At 48.9% G+C, this 22,243-nt stretch carries 15 protein-coding genes, 1 tRNA gene and 3 pseudogenes; 17 read left to right on the top strand and 2 right to left on the bottom strand.

Annotated features, from left to right (window positions below; all coding sequences use genetic code 11):
• The first annotated feature begins 193 nt into the window (after positions 1–193).
• Positions 194–1,297, top strand: coding sequence for a glutamate 5-kinase (gene proB / locus C3F35_RS07330; protein ID WP_032616689.1), 1,104 nt, complete (start codon positions 194–196; stop codon positions 1,295–1,297).
• A gap of 10 nt (positions 1,298–1,307) precedes the next feature.
• The gene (gene proA, locus C3F35_RS07325; protein WP_059308673.1) at positions 1,308–2,561 is read left to right on the top strand and encodes a glutamate-5-semialdehyde dehydrogenase; all 1,254 of its coding nucleotides are present in this window, start codon (positions 1,308–1,310) and stop codon (positions 2,559–2,561) included.
• A gap of 30 nt (positions 2,562–2,591) precedes the next feature.
• On the opposite strand, the gene C3F35_RS07320 is transcribed toward proA, so the two are convergent.
• On the bottom strand, positions 2,592–5,225 hold the full coding sequence (locus C3F35_RS07320) for a bifunctional diguanylate cyclase/phosphodiesterase (RefSeq protein ID WP_277602372.1): 2,634 nt from the start codon (positions 5,223–5,225) through the stop codon (positions 2,592–2,594).
• 296 nt (positions 5,226–5,521) lie between these two features.
• Here C3F35_RS07320 and C3F35_RS07315 point away from each other — a divergent pair.
• Both C3F35_RS07315 and C3F35_RS07310 read left to right on the top strand, forming a co-directional pair.
• Positions 5,522–5,597, top strand: a tRNA-Thr gene (locus C3F35_RS07315).
• Between the two features lie 163 nt (positions 5,598–5,760).
• On the top strand, positions 5,761–6,927 hold the full coding sequence (locus C3F35_RS07310) for a tyrosine-type recombinase/integrase (protein WP_103793507.1): 1,167 nt from the start codon (positions 5,761–5,763) through the stop codon (positions 6,925–6,927).
• A gap of 538 nt (positions 6,928–7,465) precedes the next feature.
• Here the strand turns inward: C3F35_RS07310 and C3F35_RS07305 are convergent.
• Positions 7,466–9,418 (bottom strand): hypothetical protein, encoded by a 1,953-nt coding sequence (locus tag C3F35_RS07305; RefSeq protein ID WP_103793508.1) that lies wholly within the window; start codon positions 9,416–9,418, stop codon positions 7,466–7,468.
• 735 nt (positions 9,419–10,153) lie between these two features.
• On the opposite strand from C3F35_RS07305, the gene C3F35_RS07295 reads away from it, so the two are divergent.
• The 13 genes and pseudogenes from C3F35_RS07295 to arsA all read left to right on the top strand — a co-directional run bounded on the left by C3F35_RS07295 (position 10,154) and on the right by arsA (position 22,202).
• Entirely contained in the window at positions 10,154–11,323 is a 1,170-nt protein-coding gene (locus tag C3F35_RS07295; protein ID WP_103793509.1) for an ABC-three component system protein, read from the top strand.
• An 8-nt stretch (positions 11,324–11,331) separates the two neighbouring features.
• Positions 11,332–11,799, top strand: coding sequence for a hypothetical protein (locus C3F35_RS07290; protein WP_103793510.1), 468 nt, complete (start codon positions 11,332–11,334; stop codon positions 11,797–11,799).
• Positions 11,796–12,971: an ATP-binding protein gene (locus C3F35_RS07285; protein WP_103793511.1), complete on the top strand. Its 1,176-nt coding sequence runs from the start codon at positions 11,796–11,798 to the stop codon at positions 12,969–12,971. The genes C3F35_RS07290 and C3F35_RS07285 overlap by 4 nt, the downstream gene beginning before the upstream one ends.
• Positions 12,946–13,634, top strand: a pseudogene (locus C3F35_RS07280) (IS3 family transposase); the annotation flags it as partial. The gene C3F35_RS07285 and the pseudogene C3F35_RS07280, both read left to right, overlap by 26 nt.
• A gap of 672 nt (positions 13,635–14,306) precedes the next feature.
• Complete coding sequence (gene ltrA, locus C3F35_RS07270; RefSeq protein WP_001189111.1) at positions 14,307–15,815, top strand: group II intron reverse transcriptase/maturase; 1,509 nt, start codon at positions 14,307–14,309, stop codon at positions 15,813–15,815.
• Positions 15,816–15,895: 80 nt separating this feature from the next.
• Positions 15,896–16,084: pseudogene (locus C3F35_RS07265) on the top strand (DDE-type integrase/transposase/recombinase); the annotation flags it as partial.
• Between the two features lie 272 nt (positions 16,085–16,356).
• Complete coding sequence (locus C3F35_RS07255) at positions 16,357–17,433, top strand: IS110 family transposase (protein WP_000227969.1); 1,077 nt, start codon at positions 16,357–16,359, stop codon at positions 17,431–17,433.
• 16 nt (positions 17,434–17,449) lie between these two features.
• Positions 17,450–17,758: pseudogene (locus tag C3F35_RS07250) on the top strand (integrase core domain-containing protein); the annotation flags it as partial.
• A 48-nt stretch (positions 17,759–17,806) separates the two neighbouring features.
• On the top strand, positions 17,807–18,121 hold the full coding sequence (locus C3F35_RS07245) for a hypothetical protein (RefSeq protein ID WP_233211632.1): 315 nt from the start codon (positions 17,807–17,809) through the stop codon (positions 18,119–18,121).
• A gap of 467 nt (positions 18,122–18,588) precedes the next feature.
• The gene (locus C3F35_RS07240; protein ID WP_233211633.1) at positions 18,589–19,290 is read left to right on the top strand and encodes a hypothetical protein; all 702 of its coding nucleotides are present in this window, start codon (positions 18,589–18,591) and stop codon (positions 19,288–19,290) included.
• Between the two features lie 373 nt (positions 19,291–19,663).
• Positions 19,664–20,017: an As(III)-sensing metalloregulatory transcriptional repressor ArsR gene (gene arsR / locus C3F35_RS07235; protein WP_103791778.1), complete on the top strand. Its 354-nt coding sequence runs from the start codon at positions 19,664–19,666 to the stop codon at positions 20,015–20,017.
• Positions 20,018–20,064: 47 nt separating this feature from the next.
• Positions 20,065–20,427, top strand: coding sequence for an arsenite efflux transporter metallochaperone ArsD (gene arsD, locus C3F35_RS07230; RefSeq protein WP_103791779.1), 363 nt, complete (start codon positions 20,065–20,067; stop codon positions 20,425–20,427).
• Between the two features lie 17 nt (positions 20,428–20,444).
• Positions 20,445–22,202 carry an arsenite efflux transporter ATPase subunit ArsA gene (gene arsA / locus C3F35_RS07225; RefSeq protein WP_103792019.1) on the top strand — a complete coding sequence of 586 codons (1,758 nt, stop codon included), beginning with the start codon at positions 20,445–20,447 and terminating at the stop codon, positions 22,200–22,202.
• Positions 22,203–22,243: the final 41 nt, after the last annotated feature.

Raw genomic sequence — 22,243 nt, 5'->3', positions numbered from 1 at the left:
GACAAATACAGAATAAGTTTAAATTACTGTGTTTTTTTATTTCAGTAATAAAAGTGTCAACCTTTGCCGCTACGCTTCCTGATCCCGCGCAACAAAGTGGTAGCCTGAGCGTTAAGGCGGTTGGCAACCGGCCCCAGTCCTGATAAAAAGTCTGATTGATTTCATTTCCCTTATTGTTGAACGGCAGAGAATCATGAGTGACAGCCAGACGCTGGTGGTAAAACTCGGCACCAGTGTGTTAACAGGCGGATCGCGCCGCCTTAATCGCGCCCACATTGTCGAACTGGTACGCCAGTGCGCACAGCTTCATGCCGCAGGGCACCGTATTGTGATTGTCACCTCCGGGGCGATTGCCGCCGGACGTGAGCATCTGGGTTATCCCGAACTCCCCGCGACCATTGCCTCCAAGCAGCTGCTGGCAGCCGTCGGACAAAGCCGCCTGATTCAACTCTGGGAACAGCTGTTCTCTATCTACGGCATTCACGTCGGACAGATGCTGCTGACCCGCGCCGATATGGAAGATCGCGAGCGTTTCCTCAACGCCCGCGATACCCTGCGCGCGCTGCTGGATAACAACATCGTTCCGGTCATTAACGAAAACGATGCGGTCGCCACCGCAGAAATTAAGGTTGGCGACAACGATAACCTGTCGGCGCTGGCCGCTATTCTGGCAGGGGCCGATAAGCTGCTGCTGCTCACCGATCAACAGGGGCTGTTTACCGCAGACCCTCGCACTAACCCGCAAGCCGAACTGATCACCGATGTAAAAGGCATCGACGATGCGCTGCGTGCCATTGCAGGCGACAGCGTCTCTGGCCTCGGCACCGGCGGGATGGGCACAAAGCTCCAGGCCGCCGACGTCGCGTGCCGCGCGGGTATCGACACCATCATCGCCGCCGGCAGCCGTCCGGGTGTGATTGGCGATGTCATGGAAGGCATTTCCGTTGGAACACGTTTCCACGCCGAAGCCACCCCGCTGGAAAACCGCAAACGCTGGATTTTCGGCGCACCGCCTGCCGGGGAGATCACCGTTGATGAAGGTGCCACGGCCGCTATTCTGGAAAGAGGCAGCTCATTGCTTCCAAAAGGAATTAAAAACGTGACAGGCAACTTCTCCCGTGGTGAAGTGATCCGTATCTGTAATCTGGAAGGGCGCGACATCGCCCACGGCGTCTGCCGCTACAACAGCGACGCGCTGCGCCGTATTGCAGGCCATCATTCACAGCAGATCGATGCCATTCTCGGCTATGAGTATGGCCCGGTTGCTGTCCATCGCGACGATATGATCACCCGTTAAGGAGCTGGACATGCTGGAACAAATGGGCGCTGCTGCCAAAGCCGCCTCTTACAAACTGGCGCTCCTTTCCAGCCGCGAGAAAAATCGCGTGCTGGAAAAAATTGCAGAGTATCTGGAAGCCCAGTCTCACGAGATTTTGCTCGCCAACGAGCAGGATCTGCTGGAAGCCCGCCGCAACGGCCTGAGCGAGGCGATGCTCGATCGTCTGGCGTTAAACCCCGCGCGCCTGAAAAGCATTGCCGATGACGTGCGTCAGGTATGCAGCCTGGCCGATCCGGTCGGGCAGGTGATCGACGGCGGACTGCTGGACAGCGGCCTGCGCATCGAACGCCGCCGCGTGCCGCTTGGCGTCATTGGGGTGATCTACGAAGCGCGCCCGAACGTGACTGTTGATGTCGCCTCGCTGTGCCTGAAAACCGGCAACGCGGCTATCCTGCGCGGCGGGAAAGAGACCTGGCGCACCAACGCCGCCACGGTAAAAGTGATCCAGCAGGCGCTGGAAGAGTGCGGTCTGCCAGCCGGTGCGGTTCAGGCGATTGAAAGCCCGGATCGTGCGCTGGTCAACGAAATGCTGCGCATGGACAAATACATCGACATGCTGATCCCGCGCGGCGGGGCAGGGCTGCACAAACTGTGCCGCGAGCAATCGACGATCCCGGTTATCACCGGCGGTATCGGCGTGTGCCATATTTTTGTCGATGACACCGCCGAGATCGAACCGGCCCTGAAGATCATCGTCAATGCCAAAACCCAGCGCCCAAGCACCTGTAACACGGTGGAGACGTTGCTGGTGCATCAGCGTATCGCCGATCGTTTCCTCCCTGCCTTGAGCCAGCAGATGGCGCAGAGCGGTGTGACTCTGCACGCGGATTCTAATGCGCTGACGCAGCTGAAAGACGGCCCGGCGAAGGTTGAGGCGGTGAAAGCAGAACAGTACGACGACGAGTTCCTGTCGCTGGATCTGAACGTGAAGGTGGTTGCCGATCTGGATGACGCCATCGCCCATATTCGTGCCCACGGCACCCAGCATTCGGATGCGATCCTCACCCGCACCCTGAGCAATGCCAACCGCTTTGTGAACGAAGTGGACTCGTCAGCCGTGTACGTGAACGCCTCCACTCGCTTTACCGATGGTGGCCAGTTTGGCCTTGGTGCCGAAGTGGCGGTCAGCACCCAGAAGCTGCACGCGCGCGGCCCGATGGGGCTGGAAGCGCTGACCACCTACAAGTGGATCGGCTTCGGTGACGATACCATTCGGGCATAATCCCTACGCGGGCAGCGGCTGCTGCCCGTGCTATCCCTGACTATTCTGTTCATTGCGTCCCTGTGCCGCCGAATCCAGCGCGGATATTTGCTCCTGTAATGCCGTCAGGCTGAGCGGCCTGCTGATAAAATAGCCCTGCGTTTCATCGCACTTCATCATCATCAGCTTCTGGAGCTGCCCTTCGGTCTCCACCCCTTCTGCCGTAATACTCAGCGAAAAGGCTTTGCCCAGGCCGATAATATTTTCAACGATGGTGTTGGCGCTGTCGCTCTCCGGCATGCCGTCGATAAAGGATTTATCCAGCTTAATGCCATCGAACGGGAAATTGCGCAGATAGCTCAGGGAGGAGTAGCCGGTTCCAAAATCGTCCATCAACAGCTTCACGCCAAGTTTCTTCAGCGCCAGCATGATTTCGAGACTGTTTTCCGGGTTCCACAGGGTGGCGTTTTCGGTAATTTCGATCTCCAGTCGGGCCGGATCTAATTGCGAGAGCTGTAGCGCCTCCTTGATGCGATCCACCACCTGCCAGGACTGGAACTCGACCGCAGAGATATTCACCGAAACCGAGAGACCGTGCAGCGTCTCCTGCGCGTCCCGGCAGGCGGTTTTCAGCACCCAGTCGCTGAGCGGAATAATCAGCCCGGTCTCTTCGGCCAGAGAAATAAACTGATCCGGCATGATCAGGCCAAGCTCAGGGTGATCCCAGCGAATTAACGCCTCTACGGCGATGATCCGCGATAAGTCATGGCCGTAACGCGGCTGGTAGACCAGACGGAACTGCTCTTTTTTAATCCCGTCGCGCAGGCTCTTTTCCATCTCCCGGCGCTGCACCATCTGCTCGGCCATTTCAGGCATATAGAACACCCATTTATTGCGCCCGGTGCTTTTGGCTTTGTACAGCGCGATGTCCGAGAAGCGCAGGAGTTCGCCCGCGTCGACGGCATCATGCGGTGCCATGGCGATCCCGATGCTGGCGCCGATCACGATCTCATTTCCGTTGACAAGGAAGGGGCGCGTCAGCTCGGCAATGATGCGCTCGCACAGGGTATCGATGTACCGCCGATCATGGATGTCGGAGATCACCAGAATAAACTCGTCTCCGCCCTGGCGCGCCACCAGATCGTAATCGCGGATACAGTGCCGTAGCCTGGCTGAGACCTCATGCAGTACGGCGTCACCGGCACCATGACCAAAGAGATCGTTAACCGGCTTAAACTTATCGAGATCGAGGCTAAGCATTGCCAGCGGATGCTGCTGCGTGGGTTGCGCCTGCAACTTGCCCTCCAGAAACTCGCGCATGCGCACCCGGTTGGGCAGCCCGGTCAGTTCGTCGTGGCGGGAGAGATACTCCACGCGTGCCTGGGCCTCCACCTCCAGCGTGACATCCGTGGCAGTGCCCCGGTAGCCGGTTATCCCCTCCGGTGTGATGACAGGTTTGATCGCAATATGGCAGTAGCGTTGATGTCCCATCGCGGAAAGATAGCGGCAGTGCAGCAGGCGGCGATGCCCTGTCTGCCCGGGCAGGGTAATCCAGTCTGCCAGCGACTGGTTTTCTGCGGACATTAGCTCGCTGAGCGGGCGGCCGATCCAGGACGATATGCTGTACCCGGTAATGCCGGGAAAACGCTCGGAAAGCCAGGTAAAACGCAGCTCCGGGTCGGTCTCCCAGATCCAGTCGGTGGTCGCCTCGGCGACGTCACGAAAACGGCGCTCGCTGGCCGTCAGGGCAAGACGGTTCTGGGCCAGCAGATAGGTATTTTCATCATACATGCGCGCCTTTTTGAGCGCGTTGCGTCCCAGCATTACGCCGGGAATAGCGGTACAAAGCGCCAGCAGGATCAGCAGCGGCAGGATATAGCGCAGCAGCTCCCGCCCCGGATTTTCGCTTTTCCATTCAAAGGTCACTTGCTGGCCGTCAACGGGGAGGGTAGCCACCCCGCGTCGCCCTGCCAGCCTCGGTGAGTTTTTATGCTGCACGCGAGTCTGGGCGATACCGTACTCTTCACCCAGCGCAGTGAGCTTAGAGCTATCCAGCACGTCGACAAAGACCAGCACAGAGGCGGGGCCGGGAGCAACAGGCATGCTTGAGTCGTCACCGGTTGTGATGCGTGCCGCTGCCACCAGCGCCGGATAGCCGCCCTTCATCACCACCGTACTGGATACAGGAATCGCGTCCGGCTTGTTTATTTTTTGAATCAGCTCGGGCAAGGGATCTTCACCCAGCCACGATTGCAGTGAGTCTGTCACCAGCTTGCCGTTAATCACGCTGTAACGGGTCTTCCCGCTGCCGTCGAGCACGAACAGTCCTTCGTACTCAAAATCGCGCCACAGCGTGGCTCCCATGTTCTGCCGGGTATAAGCCCAGTCGGTATCTATTTTAGGATGCAGGTGCTGATAGGCTTCGCCCCACCAGGCGTAATCTTTGATGTGAGTTGTGAGGGTATCTACGCGGTTGTGGATCGCTTTTTCCAGCAGCATGGCGCTGTGCTTATCGCTGCTGTCATTGATGTTTCGCACGATGGTCAGCAGCGCGATAATCGCAACAATAAACAACATTGCCAACAGAGAAAACATCAGCTGCAAAGCGCGTTTAATCAAGGTCGCCGTTTGTTTCGGCTCAAGGTCCGTACCGGATATATCATCGCTGACAAAAAGTTTATGCATGATTACCCCATTTTCTCAGGTGTTATTATGTTCCGATCGTTTTCAATATCGGCCTGTTCTGGCGGGGCTTGATGTCAAAATGTAAAACTCAAGATAGCCGATTCTGCAGGCAAACGGGGAAGATAGCCTCTCTTGCGCAGGCAATTAGCCGCAAAATGTGAAGAAAAACAAAAACAACCTTTTTATTTGTGTTGTTTTTGCGCGTATTGATGGAAAAATCAACGACTAAAAGGTGAAGGGTTGACGAGTTGGGTTCTTTTTCTTACCCTTTTACACCGAAGTTCCTCCTCCGGAAAGCCGATATAGCTCAGTTGGTAGAGCAGCGCATTCGTAATGCGAAGGTCGTAGGTTCGACTCCTATTATCGGCACCATTTCAAGCTCTTCCCAAGTCTACCGAAATCAACTAAAAGCCCGTATACTGTGCTTTCTAGCCCGTATCTTATCTCCTGTTATCAACTGGACTCAACCGAAATCAAGTCGCAGTTGGGGGCATAAGTGGGGGCATTCTGTGTTCGGTCCAGGGAGATGCCCCCAATGAAGCTTAATGCGCGACAGGTTGACGCTGCTAAACCCAGAGAGAAAGCCTATAAGCTGGCAGATGGTGCTGGTTTGTATCTTGAGGTTGTTCCCTCTGGTTCCAGATACTGGCGGATGAAGTATCGCTTCAATGGAAAAGAGAAGCGTATGGCTTTTGGTGTCTATCCAGCAGTGTCCCTTGCACAAGCGAGGGCACTACGTGATGAAGCCAAGAAAAAGCTGGCCGAGGGCATCGATCCGTCTTTCGCCAAGAAAGAAGAAAAGCTGGTTCGCGATGTGCAGCTCAATAATACGTTCCAGTCTGTGGCGCTTGAGTGGCACGGTACGAAGGTGAACCGGTGGTCAGAAGGGTATGCTTCTGACATTCTGGAGGCCTTTAATAAAGATATTTTCCCCTATATCGGCCAACTGCCGGTGAATGAAATCAAACCGCTGGTTCTGCTTAATGTGCTACGTCGAATGGAAAGCCGTGGCGCGACAGAGAAGGCCAAAAAGGTTCGCCAGCGCTGCAGCGAAGTCTTTCGTTACGCCATAGTTACCGGCCGTACGGAATACAATCCTGCAGCTGATCTTACCAGCGCGATGTCAGGGCATGAATCGAAACATTATCCCTTCCTAACTGTTGAAGAGTTACCAGACTTCTTTAAAGCTCTCGCAGGCTATACAGGAAGCCCGTTGGTTGTTCTTGCAGCACGTCTGCTGATCCTTACGGGAGTTCGCACTGGCGAGCTCCGAGGTGCTTCCTGGAGTGAGTTTGATCTTGAAAAAGCGGTGTGGGAAATACCTGCCGAGCGTATGAAGATGAAACGGCCTCACCTCGTGCCCCTGTCTACCCAAGCACTAGAGATCGTACAGCAGCTCAAAGTGATGTCTGGGCAATATCCTCTTGTGTTTCCTGGGAGGAATGATCCCCGCAAAACGATGAGCGAAGCGAGTATTAATCAGGTGTTTAAGCGGATTGGATATACGGGAAAGGTTACGGGGCATGGTTTTAGGCACACGATGAGCACCATTCTGCACGAGCAGGGCTTTAACTCAGCGTGGATTGAAACGCAGCTTGCACATGTCGATAAGAACGCGATCCGTGGTACTTACAACCATGCGCAATATCTGGAAGGAAGAAGGGAAATGATGCAGTGGTATGCAGGTTATATTGGCAAGTAAAAATCAATCATAGCTTTTGAGACTATCGTTAAATTAGTTAGTTATTAGTAGGTAGCGAGAATTCTATAGCTTAGCTCCTCCGTTTTGGAAGAGTCGAACTCCAATAATTTTTTTGTACTGATTTTCATTTCTGCTTACTTCTTAAACGTTACATTTGCGTTTAACTGTCTACTAATTGCTGCTTACGGACATTCCCCTCTAATTGCCAAGGATATGTTTCAGGTGCCAGTGCCCCCATTCATCATAAATGGGGGCATGCGTAAACCATTCACCTTCTAGGAGCAGCTCCGTCTTGCAGAAGAGTTGGTAGCAGCCCATCAGCGTGTCGCCAGTATTGTCGTAACGAACAGCAATGCCCCCTCAACCATCGAGTTATACGAAAGCAAAGGCTTCAAGTTAAGTCCCTTCACGCTTTACGATCTATCTCCTGCGAAGGCGACGGTCGTGAGTTTATTTCTGACATCTTGGGAATTCTAGTTTGATGGATATAGGTTAAGAGGCCAGATAATTTGGCCTCTTAACAGAAGGTTATACTTTATTAAACCGTTGCATCTACCTCTAATACTCTTAAAGCCTTTAGGTAATTAACATCTACTGAGTCCGGCCTTTTCACCATCTCAATAATCAAATGGTATGGAATTGGAAATCTCGGAATCTCTTTTCTATCCACTCTTTCAATATCTTTTAAGACCTTCGATAAATTAGTATCTTCAACAGTCAATAGATATTTTTTAACGGATTCTATAATCGTGTCCGTCATAAACCTATTAGAACTTCTTTCATGCTTTAATATAGTAGCGTAAACATCATGTTTCTCGATAGGGAGTGTAACCACCTCGGGGATCTCATAATAATCGGAGTAATTTAAGTTAATTCTGTAGCGTTGAGCGACTTGAAGTTTAAAGTATTCATATATTACTCTATGAAGCTTGATTGGTTTTGCAATCCCCTCTTTAGCAAAAAGTTCCAAATATTCTCCTAGAATAAAGCTGGAGTGAGTGAAAACTTTTTGATTAAAGAACTTCAGACTATCCTGAACATAATTTTCATAGTAATCACCAGGGTAGGCTTCTAGCAAAAAAACAGTCCTTTCCTCGTCAGTAAAGTTAGTAGAATATGATTCACCTAAATTGTCTGAAAAATAATGTAAAAAATGTGAGTAGGTTACTGATTCATACTGCGGAGGGGTTAATATTAAACCAAAAAGATCAGCGATTTCTTCATAGGTTTCAATGGAGTTATAGTCTTTTTTCTTATTGTGACTATCATAGAAATATTCCGAATAGAACTCTCTGCGAGTTGGCGATGTTGAAAGGCAGTCAATATACTCCGCAGGGAGGTTTCTATCATGATACTTTAAAGTAAGATTAGCAATTATGTAATGAATCCTCTTTTTAGCCCACATATCCATAAATGGAGATGTAAACATATTACTGATTAAATTTAAAACGGTATTGGCATATAACTTTGATTTATTTTTTTGATCGTAAAGAAACAAAGCCATAATCCCTTCAGCTATATTTTGATTGAAACTTATTGCATTAAAAAATCCAACTGATAATTTAATATTTGGTAAGAAATGGGAGTACGCATTCTGTGAAACTATGTCATGGTACTTAGATATCCCTTCATCGTTCACATAATTATATAACTCCAGTATTTCAGCGAAGCTACAATTCTCCGCAAATGAATTTATTGAGTCAATTCGTCTGTCGTCCCACTCCTTAATGTCCTGGGTAACTGCACCCCGAGTGAGAAATAATTCAGGCGTCACATCTTGAATTTCTTCAAGGGTAGATAACTTCGAAAACAGCCCCACATCTGTAACGTCAATAATTTCCGATTCATTAACAAATGAAGACTCTGAAATAACATGCCCAATGTTATCAAAGAATGAGAAAGGTTTACCATTATTTCCGGTATTTGGTTGAGACCATGTAGGATAGAATGAATTAATTTCACCGTTTCGATATAGAACAGCGATCCTCATGCAATTCAACGGTTCGTCTATTTTATAATAACAAATTAACTCACCATCACGCCTTTCATGTTTGCTGATGTTCAACAAGGCATCATTCAGTAAATCAAGAATCTCGCTCTCACCAACTGTCTTTGGAAATAGTGTTTTCCAGAGAAATCCTGATTTATAATTATTCTCAGGAAATAATGTCATCTTTGCTGCTTTAGAGGTGAAAACTGACTCTGGTAACTTTAACAAAATAGTTCCATTTTGAAGCTCTCGCTCGTAGTACCATTCGTCATTGGTTTTGTTATTATAGAGTAAAATATTTTTCAGTCTAGGAACTTTACTTAAATAAGACTGCCATCCTGAATAGGTGTGTAATCCTCCAGAGATTACTTTTTTAGCAATACGCCCATTATCAGTTTCAAACACTTTATCCGTGACTTCGCCGTGGATGACATGATCAAGAGCATTTTTGGACAGTGTAAGTTTAAGATTTTCGTTTATTTGATATGTGTGAAGTACCATTGTTTAAACTAATCCATTGTAAGAGAGTTGAATAAAAGGATACTTTAACTTACCTCCTCCTCTAAAGCATTACTAAAAATGAGGAGTTGTCTTTAAGTGATCACAACAAAAAATCAAAATTCTCCGCATTTCAAATGTAACTATTCATAAACTGCCCACACGTACAACTGTAAATAGACCCGTTTTAGTTCCAGGCATTTTTTAGCCAAAAATCGCAGTCAAAACCTCAAGTTGCTCTGGGCACGGTAAGTTCCCTTCCTTCTCGCCAACTGAAGCCGTGGACTTTATTACGGTCAACGGCTTCGGTGTATTCGCCCAGGGCAATGCCTACACCTCTCACCCTGACGGGAAAACCTCTTATGAAGGCACGGCGTTATCTACACGCCCATAGATCACTATCAACGGTATGCCTGTTGTCTGCGAGGGCGATCATGTGTCTTGTGGTTCAACGGTTACCAGTGGTGACCAACTGCTACTGCTGAGCATGAAGGTTTATGCTCCTTCCTCCCGGAAACCTCAAAAAGTGCGTGGCACTTAAACGAGTGTACTTACAGGAAGCCTTTGTGAAACCGAAATTGTGATTTTGACAATTGAAGTGTGCTGGAATTGCTTGTAAGTTACTTTATATAAAGAGGAAAAAGGGGCTTATTACTTCCACTATACAATAAATCTACCCACTTTTTCTGAATCGTTAGATTTACCCCTAGAGAAATTCCCCAGCGACACGGAGTAAACATGAAGAAAAGTTGCGTAGTTTTTGTACATGGATTCACAGGAGGCGCAGGGACTTGGAAGAATAGCAAGGGGGATAGTTTTTCGGACTTGTTAAGAGCTGATCGTGAAATTGATCAATCTTATGATTTTTATGAGTTTGATTACTATACAAAGATTGCCAGTTTAGTTGATTCTGCTCCGGTAGTTAGGCTGCTCAGTTTGGTTGGTTTGGGCTCAGGGAAAGTTAAGAAAAACCAACCTATCAGACGAATTAGTGAGCTGCTAAGTACCTATGTCAGGACCAACCTAAATAGTTATGATAGTGTCATATTTATTGCTCACAGCATGGGGGGATTGATTGTTAAAGACTATATCTTAAACCATGAAAAAGGAGACACACCGGAGCCAATTGGTTATCTATCTCTCGCAGTCCCTCACAAAGGATCCATTGGTGGCTATTTGCTGGGTTCATTCAATCTCAATGCCAAAGAGCTTCAGCCATTAAATGCTTATAGCGACACACTAAACAATGCTTGGATAGATGCAAAAGAGAGCCTCCCCAAAGCTCAGTACTATATTGCATTACATGACGAATGCGTCGACGAGGTTAGTGCTTTGCCGTTTACTGTAAAAAAAGCAGATAAATTTGTGGTTGATCATGACCATATATCCATTTGTAAGCCATCAGACGGTAATGATATTGTTTGTGCTCAAGCAGCCAACTTCCTTAAAAGTCGAGCTTATGATTTTACAATGTCTGAGTTAGCGACAACAGTATACAAACCGGAGTCAAACTCATACGAGAAAGAGATATTTGTTATTAAAATGATCTTATCGGACGTAGGTGAAAAGGGGATTGATGATGCTAAAGGATCATTTTTTCACGCAGAGATAATAACTAAAGCAGCAGATAAAAAGGATCGGATAACTCTCCAAGATCTACAGGCGAAGGTTCTTTCTCTATATCAACAATCCTACAACGCGCATTCTAGCAAGCTCGAAGCAAATGAGGTCTTTGCTAAAGTTCATGACTTACTATTGGAGCAAGACTCTAAAGTTCTGGTTAGTGGCGTGAACTACATTAACTTTATGCACAAGAAGGGACTACTGCATCAGTTGGCAAACAAACTTAACACTCAAGTTACTTGGTCTGACAAAATTGGAATCCAAGATATCTTGGCAAAAATGTAGAGGTCATCATGTTTTCGATAATAGATTATCGCGAAGAGTTTTTTGTGCGTCTTTATCGGTGCTGGCTGATTGTTAGCATTTTAGGATTTAACCGAAAAGGTGAGAATATTCTATCTATCAAAAAAGCGGCTTTTTTCGACTTTTTGGTAAGAAATCCAAAATTATTTCAAGAGTTTCTCGTGAAATTTGAGCGATTTTCAAAAGAACCTCCTTGTACAGAAATTCTGTACTCAAGCAATATTGACTATGGTGCATTCCAGGAATATCAAGGTTTTTTGAAAAGTGTTTTAGTGTTAGAAAGCGAAGGTTATTTAGAAATTACACGCGCGGGAGATGATTTCCTTATCGCCCCGACTAATAAAAAGTTTGCCGAAGCAATGACCCCCCCACCAACTTGGCAAATTAATATAGATTTACTCAAGCCGCTGGTGAGCAAGTCTCTCAGTGTGCTTTATAAAGGAGTTCTTAGTAAATGAACACGGAAAATAGCCCTTACATTTTTGTGAGGAAAATTGTTATCCATGGAGTGGATACCTCTTATGAGGCAACATTTGAAGATGGTATAAATCTGATTTGGGGGGACATGGACTGTGGTAAATCCAGTATTTTGAATCTGATTGATTACTGCCTGGGAGGTAGTAATGATACCCTCACATACGGTGAGATTTTGGCTAGAGGTAGAACCGCATACTTAGAGGTAGACCTTAATGGTAATATAATTACCTTCGAACGGTCTATTTTAGACTCATTAGCCCCAGTGAAGGCATATCGAGTGCCTTATTCATTGATCCCGACGACATACCCCATGCTCTTATCTGCCGATTCGCAAAAATCATTTCCCGACGGCTGGATTTCTGATTTTATTCTGGATGCTTTAGGGATTCCTAAAGTAAGCATCAAAGAGTCTCGTTACCGTGATGAGGCGAACTCTGATCGACTCAGTTTCCGTGACTTGATGAAATTAATGTACCTAAAACAAACAAAAGTTGGTGCTGATAGTTTATTGAATTACGGCAATCCTACAGTGTTCAATAAAAACATTGAAGTTCAGAAGTTTGTTTACAACATTCACGACGACAAGTTGGCCTCCCTGAACAAAGAGTTACAGATGGAGACACAAGCTCTACACCAACTGCAATCTTCTGAAGCTGCTATCTCAAAATTCTTATGTGATGTAAATATCACCACCAAAGTACAGAGCGATAGTGATGAACTTATCACTTCAAAAGAGCTTGCCCTTAGCGAACTGGAAGAAAACGCAGAAAAGTTAAAGGCAGACTATGAGTTCTCTAGCGCTGTTTCTCTTGAGATGGCGCGCGAAATCGTGCAAATGAGATCAAGCCTTTCTCATTTGAAGTCAGAGCGTCTAGAAATAGAGAAGCAACATAAGAATTTTTCCAAATTAAAGAATACATACCAGAGCGATCTAGATTCTCTAAATATATCTAAACTTACAAGAGTCTCAATATCTAATCGCAACATTATAGATACAACACTTCCTTGCCCACTGTGCTCTAGTGAGATTAGCTTAGCATCGCCTCAACTCACTGTGAAGTGGTTTACTGAATTTGGCCACCTGAACAGAGGTGATATGCTCACCTCAGAACAACACAGGTGCTCCAATGAAAAGAAGAAATTTCAGTCCTGAATTCAAACGCGAATCCGCTCAACTGGTACTTGACCAGAACTACACCGTTGCAGACGCAGCCAGCGCTATGGATGTCGGCCTTTCCACAATGACGCGATGGGTGAAGCAGTTGCGTGATGAGCGACAGGGAAAAACACCAAAAGCCTCCCCCATTACCCCGGAACAAATTGAAATCCGTGAGCTCAGGAAAAAACTACAACGTATTGAAATGGAAAATGAAATATTAAAAAAGGCTACCGCGCTCTTGATGTCAGACTCCCTGAACAGTTCTCGATAATCGGGAAACTCAGGGCGCGTTATCCTGTAGCCACTCTCTGCCATGTGTTCGGGGTTCATCGTAGCAGCTACAAATACTGGAAAAACCGTCCTGAAAAACCAGACGGCAGACGAACAGTATTACGAAGCCAGGTGCTTGAGTTGCATAGCATCAGCCACGGTTCGGCCGGGGCCAGGAGCATCGCCACCATGGCGACCCAGAGAGGCTATCAGATGGGGCGCTGGCTTGCTGGCAGGCTCATGAAAGAACTGGGACTGGTCAGTTGCCAGCAACCCACTCACCGCTATAAACGTGGCGGTCATGAGCACGTTGCTATCCCAAATCATCTTGAGCGACAGTTCGCCGTAACAGAGCCAAACCAGGTGTGGTGCGGTGATGTGACCTATAGTGTGCCCGGAGTTCAGGGCGGGCATGGATGCTTAAATGAACCGCGAGTCTGTCTGGAATATTGAACCGGTAACTCACGATGAGAAACCCAACAATCCCACCGGGTGTGACGGTGGAGAACCTGAGCGGCAGTGACCTGCGGCATGCCCGCAGGGTGATGTAACCCGCTGACAACGGGGATTGAGGCGAGATCACTAAGCCGAGATGATCCTCAAGGTTAAGTACTGAAAGGCTGAAGAACATGAACCCGTTAATCCGCCTCTGTGGGTTGAAAACGTCACCACGGCCTACGTGATCTGACAGGCCGTGCAGGAGGAACTGGCAGTGATACGTAAGCACTGCCGGTCGAAGGTGTTTTGACATGTATGCGAAACACCGGGGCAGCAGCGTCTATCACGCTTGCGTTGCTGACTTCTGCCAACTTGCGGCAAGCAAGGATAAAGAGTGCGACGGGCAGCCTCCTCAGTATGCCTGAGTCCAGGCAGGTAAACCGGGGAAGGTCAGCGACGGATGTTAAGGGGGCATGGCTCCGATGACGCGCTGGCTGGCGGAGCTTCCGTAGTAGTCCGCGATGGGGAAAGCCCATTACATGGCGAAGGGAAGCAGTTTGAATGTGTTTGCGACGTGAATTAACTGACCTAACGAGGTGAAGACCTTTGATAATCAGCGAAATGCAACGCAAGCTTGCCACATGGGCAGCCACCGATCCGTCCCTACGGATTCAACGGCTGCTGCGTCTGATAACACAACCAGAATGGCTGGCTGAAGCGGCGCGGATCACGCTTTCATCAAAGGGGGCCCATACCCCCGGCGTTGATGGCGTGAACAAAACAATGCTACAGGCCAGACTGGCTGTTGAGCTGCAAATCCTCAGGGATGAATTACTCTCAGGCCACTACCAGCCCTTGCCCGCCAGACGGGTTTACATCCCTAAAAGCAACGGCAAACTGCGACCACTGGGTATCCCCGCGTTGCGGGATCGTATTGTTCAGCGGGCCATGCTGATGGCGATGGAGCCGATATGGGAGAGTGATTTTCATACGCTCTCATATGGCTTCCGGCCTGAGCGCAGTGTCCACCACGCGATCCGCACGGTGAAATTACAGCTCACAGACTGTGGTGAAACCCGGGGACGCTGGGTGATTGAAGGCGACCTGTCCAGTTACTTCGACACCGTACATCATCGACTGCTGATGAAGGCTGTACGCCGCAGGATCAGTGACGCACGTTTCATGACTCTGCTGTGGAAAACCATCAAGGCGGGACATATCGATGTCGGTCTCTTTCGGGCGGCCAGTGAAGGTGTACCACAGGGCGGTGTTATATCGCCGCTATTATCGAACATCATGCTGAATGAGTTCGATCAATACCTGCATGAGCGCTACCTGAGCGGGAAAGCCAGAAAAGATCGGTGGTACTGGAATAACAGTATCCAACGGGGCCGAAGTACGGCGGTCAGAGAAAACTGGCAGTGGAAACCCGCGGTGGCGTACTGCCGCTATGCCGATGATTTTGTCCTCATCGTCAAAGGCACCAAAGCACAGGCGGAAGCCATCAGGGAGGAGTGTCGGGGTGTGCTCGAAGGCAGTCTGAAACTCAGGCTGAACATGGATAAGACTAAAATCACCCATGTTAATGACGGCTTTATCTTTCTGGGGCACAGGATCATTCGCAAACGCAGTCGTTATGGCGAGATGCGAGTGGTCTCAACGATCCCGCAGGAGAAAGCCAGAAACTTCGCCGCATCGCTGACAGCACTGTTATCAGGCAACTACAGTGAAAGCAAAGTCGATATGGCTGAACAACTCAACCGAAAACTGAAAGGCTGGGCCATGTTCTATCAGTTCGTTGATTTTAAGGCCAAAGTCTTCAGTTATATCGACCGTGTCGTGTTCTGGAAGCTGGCTCACTGGCTGGCCCGCAAATACCGTACAGGTATCGCTTCCCTGATGAGGTGGTGGTGTAAATCACCGAAACCGGGTCAGAGCAAAACGTGGGTTTTATTTGGTAAAACCAATCACGGCAAGCTCAGCGGCGAAATACTGTACCGGTTGGTGGGGCAAGGCAAGAAGCTGTTCCGCTGGCGGCTACCCGAAGGTAATCCCTATCTGAGGACGGAGACCAGAAACACGTATACATCGCGCTTTACAGAAGTGGCAATGGCGTTCGCCAGCATTTAAATGGAGAGCCGGATGCGCTGAAAGGTGCACGTCCGGTTCGGGGAGGAGAGGCAGGGAAATAGTCCGACTACGCCCTGCCTCTTACTCTACTCTGGACAGGTAAGCGCTGGGCGTACCTTGCCGTTGTTCTCGACCTGTTCGCAAGGAAACCAGTGGGCTGGGCAATGTCGTTCTCACCAGACAGCAGACTCACCATGAAAGCGCTGGAAATGGCATGGGAAACGCGCGGCAAGCCAGCCGGAGTGATGTTCCACAGCGATAGTAATAATGCCGATGTCAGTCTTTACCACCACTTAGTTTGCCGTTTAACCAGATTGGTGTGATTACTGATGCAGTGAAGACCTTCCCGCATCCTGACTCACACAGCGATCGACCTTTTGTGTCCTGCCCTGGACCCGTCGGTTGCCGGAAGCGCCTTCATGCGAGGCATCTCCTCACCGATGCGCGTGACTCAAGAAGGGCCTGACGGCTTGTCTCGTTACTGTCCTGTCCGGGTTATCTGTCTGGAGATTCAACTCTGTTTCCTCACAGGAGCTCTGTCATGGTTGATAAAGTTACCGAAGCTGCCGTTGTGGGTGGCGTGGATACACATAAAGATTTGCACGTTGCCGCTGTCGTAGATCAGAACAATAAAGTCCTTGGGACTCAGTATTTCTCCACAACACGACAAGGTTACCGGCAGATGCTGGCATGGATGACCTCGTTTGGGACATTAAAGCGAATTGGTGTTGAGTGCACAGGTACCTATGGTTCCGGTTTGCTTCGTTATTTTCAGAACGCCGGGTTAGAAGTTCTTGAGGTGACTGCTCCAGACCGGATGGAGCGACGCAAACGGGGTAAAAGTGACACAATTGATGCTGAATGTGCCGCTCATGCAGCATTCTCAGGCATCAGGACAGTTACTCCCAAAACGCGTGATGGCATGATTGAGTCCCTGCGGGTATTAAAAACTTGCCGAAAAACAGCAATATCAGCCCGCAGAGTCGCTCTCCAGATTATCCATTCAAATATTATCTCTGCCCCGGATGAATTACGTGAACAGCTCAGAAATATGACGCGCATGCAGCTCATCAGGACCCTGGGTTCCTGGAGACCTGATGCCAGTGAATACCGCAATGTAACCAACGTTTATCGCATTTCATTAAAGTCCCTTGCCCGACGCTATCTCGAGTTACATGACGAAATCGCTGATCTGGATGTCATGATTGCGGCAATTGTCGACGAGTTGGCACCTGAGCTGATTAAACGTAATGCTATCGGATACGAAAGCGCTTCACAGTTGCTGATCACTGCCGGAGACAATCCTCAACGGTTAAGATCAGAATCAGGATTTGCGGCACTGTGTGGTGTCAGCCCGGTCCCCGTTTCTTCTGGAAAAACGAACCGTTACCGACTTAATCGTGGTGGAGATCGTGCTGCAAATAGTGCACTTCACATCATCGCCATCGGACGCTTACGAACTGACGCAAAAACAAAGGAATATGTCGCCAGGCGTGTAGCCGAAGGACATACAAAAATGGAAGCGATACGCTGTCTAAAGCGATATATCTCCCGCGAAGTTTACACGTTACTGCGCAATCAAAACAGGCGGATCAACAGTATCCCGATAACAGCTTGACTCTTAGAAGGGCGTCCAGGGCAGTCATTATACGAGCAGGCAGTATCGGCAGTTGCTGTGGCGATATCGGATCAAGCAGAGTATGAGCCGGCGTGGAAACTGCTGGGATAATAGCCCAATGGAACGCTTCTTCCGGAGCCTGAAGAATGAGTGGGTACCGGTGACGGGTTACATAAACTTCAGCGATGCAGCTCACGCAATAACGGACTATATCGTTGGATATTACAGCACGCTCAGGCCGCATGAATATAACGGTGGCTTACCCCCAAACGAATCGGAAAGCCGATACTGGAAAAACTCTAACGTGGTGGCCAGTTTTAGTTGACCACTTCATGTGAGAACTATCATGTCTATCGGAGGATTTGTATCTAGAATGGAGTATTTACTCTCTACTGCCGGAAATCTCCCTACTTTTCTTATGGTAGATACACCGGGTCAAAATATTGGACGAAGGGGAAGAAAGGATGATGACTCAGCCCTTTCAGACCCTGTCCTCTACAACAATATATTTAAGCAATTCCTTGGTTTGGTGAACAAGGCTCGAGCAGAAAATAGGCTATTCCAAATCATTGTTGTTGACAATGATTTGCCGCCGGTTCTAGAAGAAGGCGGGGATTATCACTTGGTGAAAAGATTCAGCAAGAGTGGTGGAGAGTTTGAGAAGGGGTTGATAAATGATTACGAGTAGGGGCGCAAAGTGATTTATGTTTAATCATTTTCTGGGGCCCTTTAGTAAGATAGTAAGGTTAACCATTAGTGTTACGGAATCAACGGTGTAACCAAACTTGCACGCAGCTACTATGCTCCAGATATCCCGGTGTAGAGAGCGTTAGTTCCGCTCTTTGCTCACAGCAGACCTTCAGCTCAGTTAGTTCGTCCGTTTTGTGCCATGAATCGACTGCAAGGGTATGCTCACCTCTGGACAACATAGATGCGCTACGTAGGCGTTACAGTAGCGTTCCACCTCACTCGGGGCGAAAGATTATGAGAAATATAAATTTAATATCAGATGGTTACCTGGCCTCGTTGAGTAATCTTGAATTACTGTCACTTCATTCCAAAATTTTGACAGTATTACGTTCGAGAGATGTTATACGCACCAAGAACAATCCAGTAGGTGACTATGCAGAATGGCTGGTTTCTAAGGCGTTATGTATGACTCTTCTTAGCAATTCATCTGCTGGTGCTGATGCCATCGACACTGATGGCAAGAAGGTTCAGATCAAAGCAAGGAGAGTCACGCCGGATAATCCTTCCCGGCAACTGAGTGCATTGCGTAACTATGAAGCTGCCGATTTTGATTATTTGATAGCCGTTATTTTCGATGAAACTTACTACGTTCTTGATGCCTACAAAATCCCACATGAAGTAATACGAGATTACGCTCGGCATAGTGATCACGTTAACGCACATATCGTTAACCTCAAGGGCGCGATTCTTACTGATCACCGAGTTAGTTCCATCAAAGAAGACTTGATTGTCAGGAGTTCAGCTTCGGCCAATGAAGCACCTATGCAAACCCTTCCGCCCGAACCTATGGAAGAGGTTTTGAATCAACCAGAGAAGATAACGAGTAGTGTTACCCTGGTCAGACTCCTTAAGGCTATCGGGATGGAGTGCTTTGTAAACTACTACCATCATTTTGCCGATTCAAATTTATCAAGCGCTGACATCATTGAGCAAATGCACTCATGTGAGGGGTATACAGAGAAAAGTTGCCGGATCCGTCTCAGTAAAGCGCGAAAAGTGATCAGGGATAGTTTAAGTATTGAAGCGTTGACGTTGGTTGCCGACTCTGGGCGAATACAAGATTCTGTCAGAAATGATGCGCTTAAACTTATTCGTGCTCTTGGGTAAAAGGGGTTGTAAGGTGTTGTAGTGCATCCTACAAAGCATCAAGCTTTTGTTAATAAATCCATGGAATTACGAGCTGTCCGGAGCGGGGAGATTTCCCTTCTCCCGCTCCAGTCTCTATTTCCCTGAACGTCACCTCTCTCAACTTTCCCTTGATAAATAATCAGTTATAAAATTCTATTAGTCTATTGAGTCCAACCATGCTTGCTCCCTCAGGATCAGCCTGAATGTGGGAGTATGGTTTAGCTGAAAGGCCAGGCAACGATGTGGGGCGGCCTGTTCAATCGTTATATGTACATCACATATGATAATTCAAATATAACTTTGACATTGTATTGTTGCAGAGAGAGACTGTCAGACAGAAGCAGGAGGGCTTATGCCGCAATTATCATCAATACAACTCTTCAAAAATCTCTCCGATGAAACCCGCTTGGGCATCGTGCTGCTGCTCAGGGAGATGGGAGAGCTGTGCGTGTGCGATCTTTGCACGGCGTTAGAGCAGTCGCAGCCCAAGATCTCCCGCCACCTGGCAATGCTCCGGGAAAGTGGTCTATTGCTGGATCGCAAACAGGGCAAGTGGGTTCACTACCGCTTATCCCCGCATATTCCTTCTTGGGCCGCTCAGGTGATTGAGCACGCCTGGTTAAGCCAACAGGACGATGTACAGGCCATCGCCCGTAAGCTGGCATCGGCAAACTGCTCTAGTAGCGGTAAGGCTGTTTGCATCTAAAAAATTTGCCTTAACATATATGATTTTTCGAATGTGAGGTATTCAGAATGAAGACGTTAACGGTGTTTGACCCGGCAATGTGCTGCAGTACCGGCGTATGTGGCTCAGATGTCGATCAGGTTCTGGTTGATTTTTCTGCTGATGTGCAGTGGCTGAAAGGACGTGGTGTACAGGTTGAACGTTACAACCTGGCGCAGCAGCCCATGAGCTTTGTTCAGAATGAGAAAGCGAAAGCATTCCTCGAATCATCTGGAGCAGAAGGGCTTCCGCTACTGCTGTTGGACGGTGAAACGGTGATGGCAGGGCGATACCCAAAACGTGCTGAGCTGGCTCGCTGGTTCGGCATTCCGCTGGGGAAGGTAGGGTTAGCTCCCACCAGCTGCTGTGGTGGTGATACTTCCTGTTGCTGAATATGTCAGGAGGACATATTAAATTCTTACAGAATATCCCGCCTTACCTGTTTTTTACCGGTAAGGGAGGTGTAGGAAAAACTTCTATTTCCTGCGCGACGGCAATCCGCCTTGCTGAACAGGGTAAGCGGGTTTTGCTGGTCAGTACCGATCCGGCCTCCAATGTCGGTCAGGTATTCGATCAGGCTATCGGTAACACCATTCGCCCTGTGACGGCAGTTCCTGGACTTTCCGCTCTGGAGATTGACCCGCAGGAAGCCGCCCAACAATACCGCTCCAGAATCGTTGATCCTATCAAAGGTCTTCTGCCTGATGACGTTGTTAACAGTATCAGCGAGCAACTTTCAGGAGCCTGTACCACTGAAATTGCGGCGTTTGATGAGTTCACCGGCTTATTGACAGACGCTTCCCTGCTGACCCGCTTCGATCACATCATTTTTGATACAGCGCCGACGGGCCACACGATTCGCCTTCTCCAGCTTCCCGGTGCCTGGAGTAGCTTCATTGAAAGCAATCCAGATGGTGCTTCCTGTCTTGGCCCAATGGCCGGGCTGGAAAAGCAGCGTGAGCAGTATGCTCATGCAGTAGAGGCGTTATCCGATCTTGATCGTACCCGACTGGTTCTGGTTGCACGACTGCAAAAATCTACGCTGCAGGAAGTCGCCCGCACCCATGAAGAACTGGCTGCGATTGGGCTGAAAAACCAGTACCTGGTGATTAATGGTGTGCTGCCTACAACTGAAGCTGAACATGACGCCCTGGCCGCTGCGATATGGCAACGGGAACAAGAAGCGCTGGCAAATCTTCCTTCCGGGTTATCTGAGTTGCCGACAGACAGCTTATACCTTCAGCCGCTGAACATGGTTGGTGTCTCCGCGCTGAAAGGCCTGCTAAACGAATATGCTGAATCAGCATCGCTTCCTGTGCAGAGCGAGAGCATGCAGATCAAGCCAGAGAATGTGTCGCTGTCTGCCATGGTTGATGATATCGCCCGTAGTGAACACGGTTTGATTATGCTGATGGGCAAAGGTGGCGTAGGTAAAACCACGATGGCTGCTGCCATCGCCGTCAGGCTGGCGGATATGGGATTTGATGACCATCTCACCACCTCAGATCCCGCTGCACATCTCAGTGCAACGCTCAATGGAAGTCTCAAAAATCTGCAGGTCAGCCGAATCAACCCTCACGATGAAACTGAACGCTATCGCCAGCATGTTCTTGAGACGAAAGGCAGGGATCTGGATGAGGCAGGGAAACGGCTGCTCGAAGAGGATTTACGTTCTCCTTGCACGGAAGAGATTGCGGTGTTCCAGGCGTTCTCACGCATAATCCGTGAAGCAGGCAAACGGTTTGTGGTCATGGATACGGCACCTACCGGGCATACGCTATTACTGCTTGATGCTACCGGGGCTTATCACCGTGAGATTGCCAGGAAGATGGGGGATAAAGGTCATTTTTCCACTCCGATGATGCAGCTTCAGGACCCGGAACGCACCAAAGTCCTGCTGGTCACTCTGCCTGAAACCACACCGGTACTGGAAGCGGCAAACCTGCAGTCCGATCTTGAGCGTGCGGGGATTCATCCGTGGGGCTGGATTATCAATAACAGCCTTTCCATTGCGGATACGAGTTCTCCGTTGCTTTGCCAGCGCGCCCAGCAGGAACTACCTCAGATTGAGGCTGTTAAGAATCAGCACGCTAACCGTATAGCGCTCGTTCCGGTACTGGCATCTGAGCCTGCTGGTATCGAAAAACTCAGAGAGTTGGTGAGTTAATTTTTTGTCATATACAGGGTGGCAGAGTCGCCCTGTCTGGA

It is taken from the genome of Leclercia sp. LSNIH3 (genome assembly GCF_002935105.1).
GTDB classification, from domain to species: Bacteria; Pseudomonadota; Gammaproteobacteria; order Enterobacterales; family Enterobacteriaceae; genus Enterobacter; species Enterobacter adecarboxylatus.
This window is presented reverse-complemented; position numbering and strand designations above follow the sequence as displayed.

Coding starts and splice junctions, on each gene's coding strand:
- proB (WP_032616689.1), top strand. CDS start 194: ATGAGTGACAGCCAGACGCTGGTGGTAAAACTCGGCACCAGTGTGTTA.
- proA (WP_059308673.1), top strand. CDS start 1,308: ATGCTGGAACAAATGGGCGCTGCTGCCAAAGCCGCCTCTTACAAACTG.
- C3F35_RS07320 (WP_277602372.1), bottom strand. CDS start 5,225: ATGCATAAACTTTTTGTCAGCGATGATATATCCGGTACGGACCTTGAG.
- C3F35_RS07310 (WP_103793507.1), top strand. CDS start 5,761: ATGAAGCTTAATGCGCGACAGGTTGACGCTGCTAAACCCAGAGAGAAA.
- C3F35_RS07305 (WP_103793508.1), bottom strand. CDS start 9,418: ATGGTACTTCACACATATCAAATAAACGAAAATCTTAAACTTACACTG.
- C3F35_RS07295 (WP_103793509.1), top strand. CDS start 10,154: ATGAAGAAAAGTTGCGTAGTTTTTGTACATGGATTCACAGGAGGCGCA.
- C3F35_RS07290 (WP_103793510.1), top strand. CDS start 11,332: ATGTTTTCGATAATAGATTATCGCGAAGAGTTTTTTGTGCGTCTTTAT.
- C3F35_RS07285 (WP_103793511.1), top strand. CDS start 11,796: ATGAACACGGAAAATAGCCCTTACATTTTTGTGAGGAAAATTGTTATC.
- ltrA (WP_001189111.1), top strand. CDS start 14,307: ATGCAACGCAAGCTTGCCACATGGGCAGCCACCGATCCGTCCCTACGG.
- C3F35_RS07255 (WP_000227969.1), top strand. CDS start 16,357: ATGGTTGATAAAGTTACCGAAGCTGCCGTTGTGGGTGGCGTGGATACA.
- C3F35_RS07245 (WP_233211632.1), top strand. CDS start 17,807: ATGGAGTATTTACTCTCTACTGCCGGAAATCTCCCTACTTTTCTTATG.
- C3F35_RS07240 (WP_233211633.1), top strand. CDS start 18,589: ATGACTCTTCTTAGCAATTCATCTGCTGGTGCTGATGCCATCGACACT.
- arsR (WP_103791778.1), top strand. CDS start 19,664: ATGCCGCAATTATCATCAATACAACTCTTCAAAAATCTCTCCGATGAA.
- arsD (WP_103791779.1), top strand. CDS start 20,065: ATGAAGACGTTAACGGTGTTTGACCCGGCAATGTGCTGCAGTACCGGC.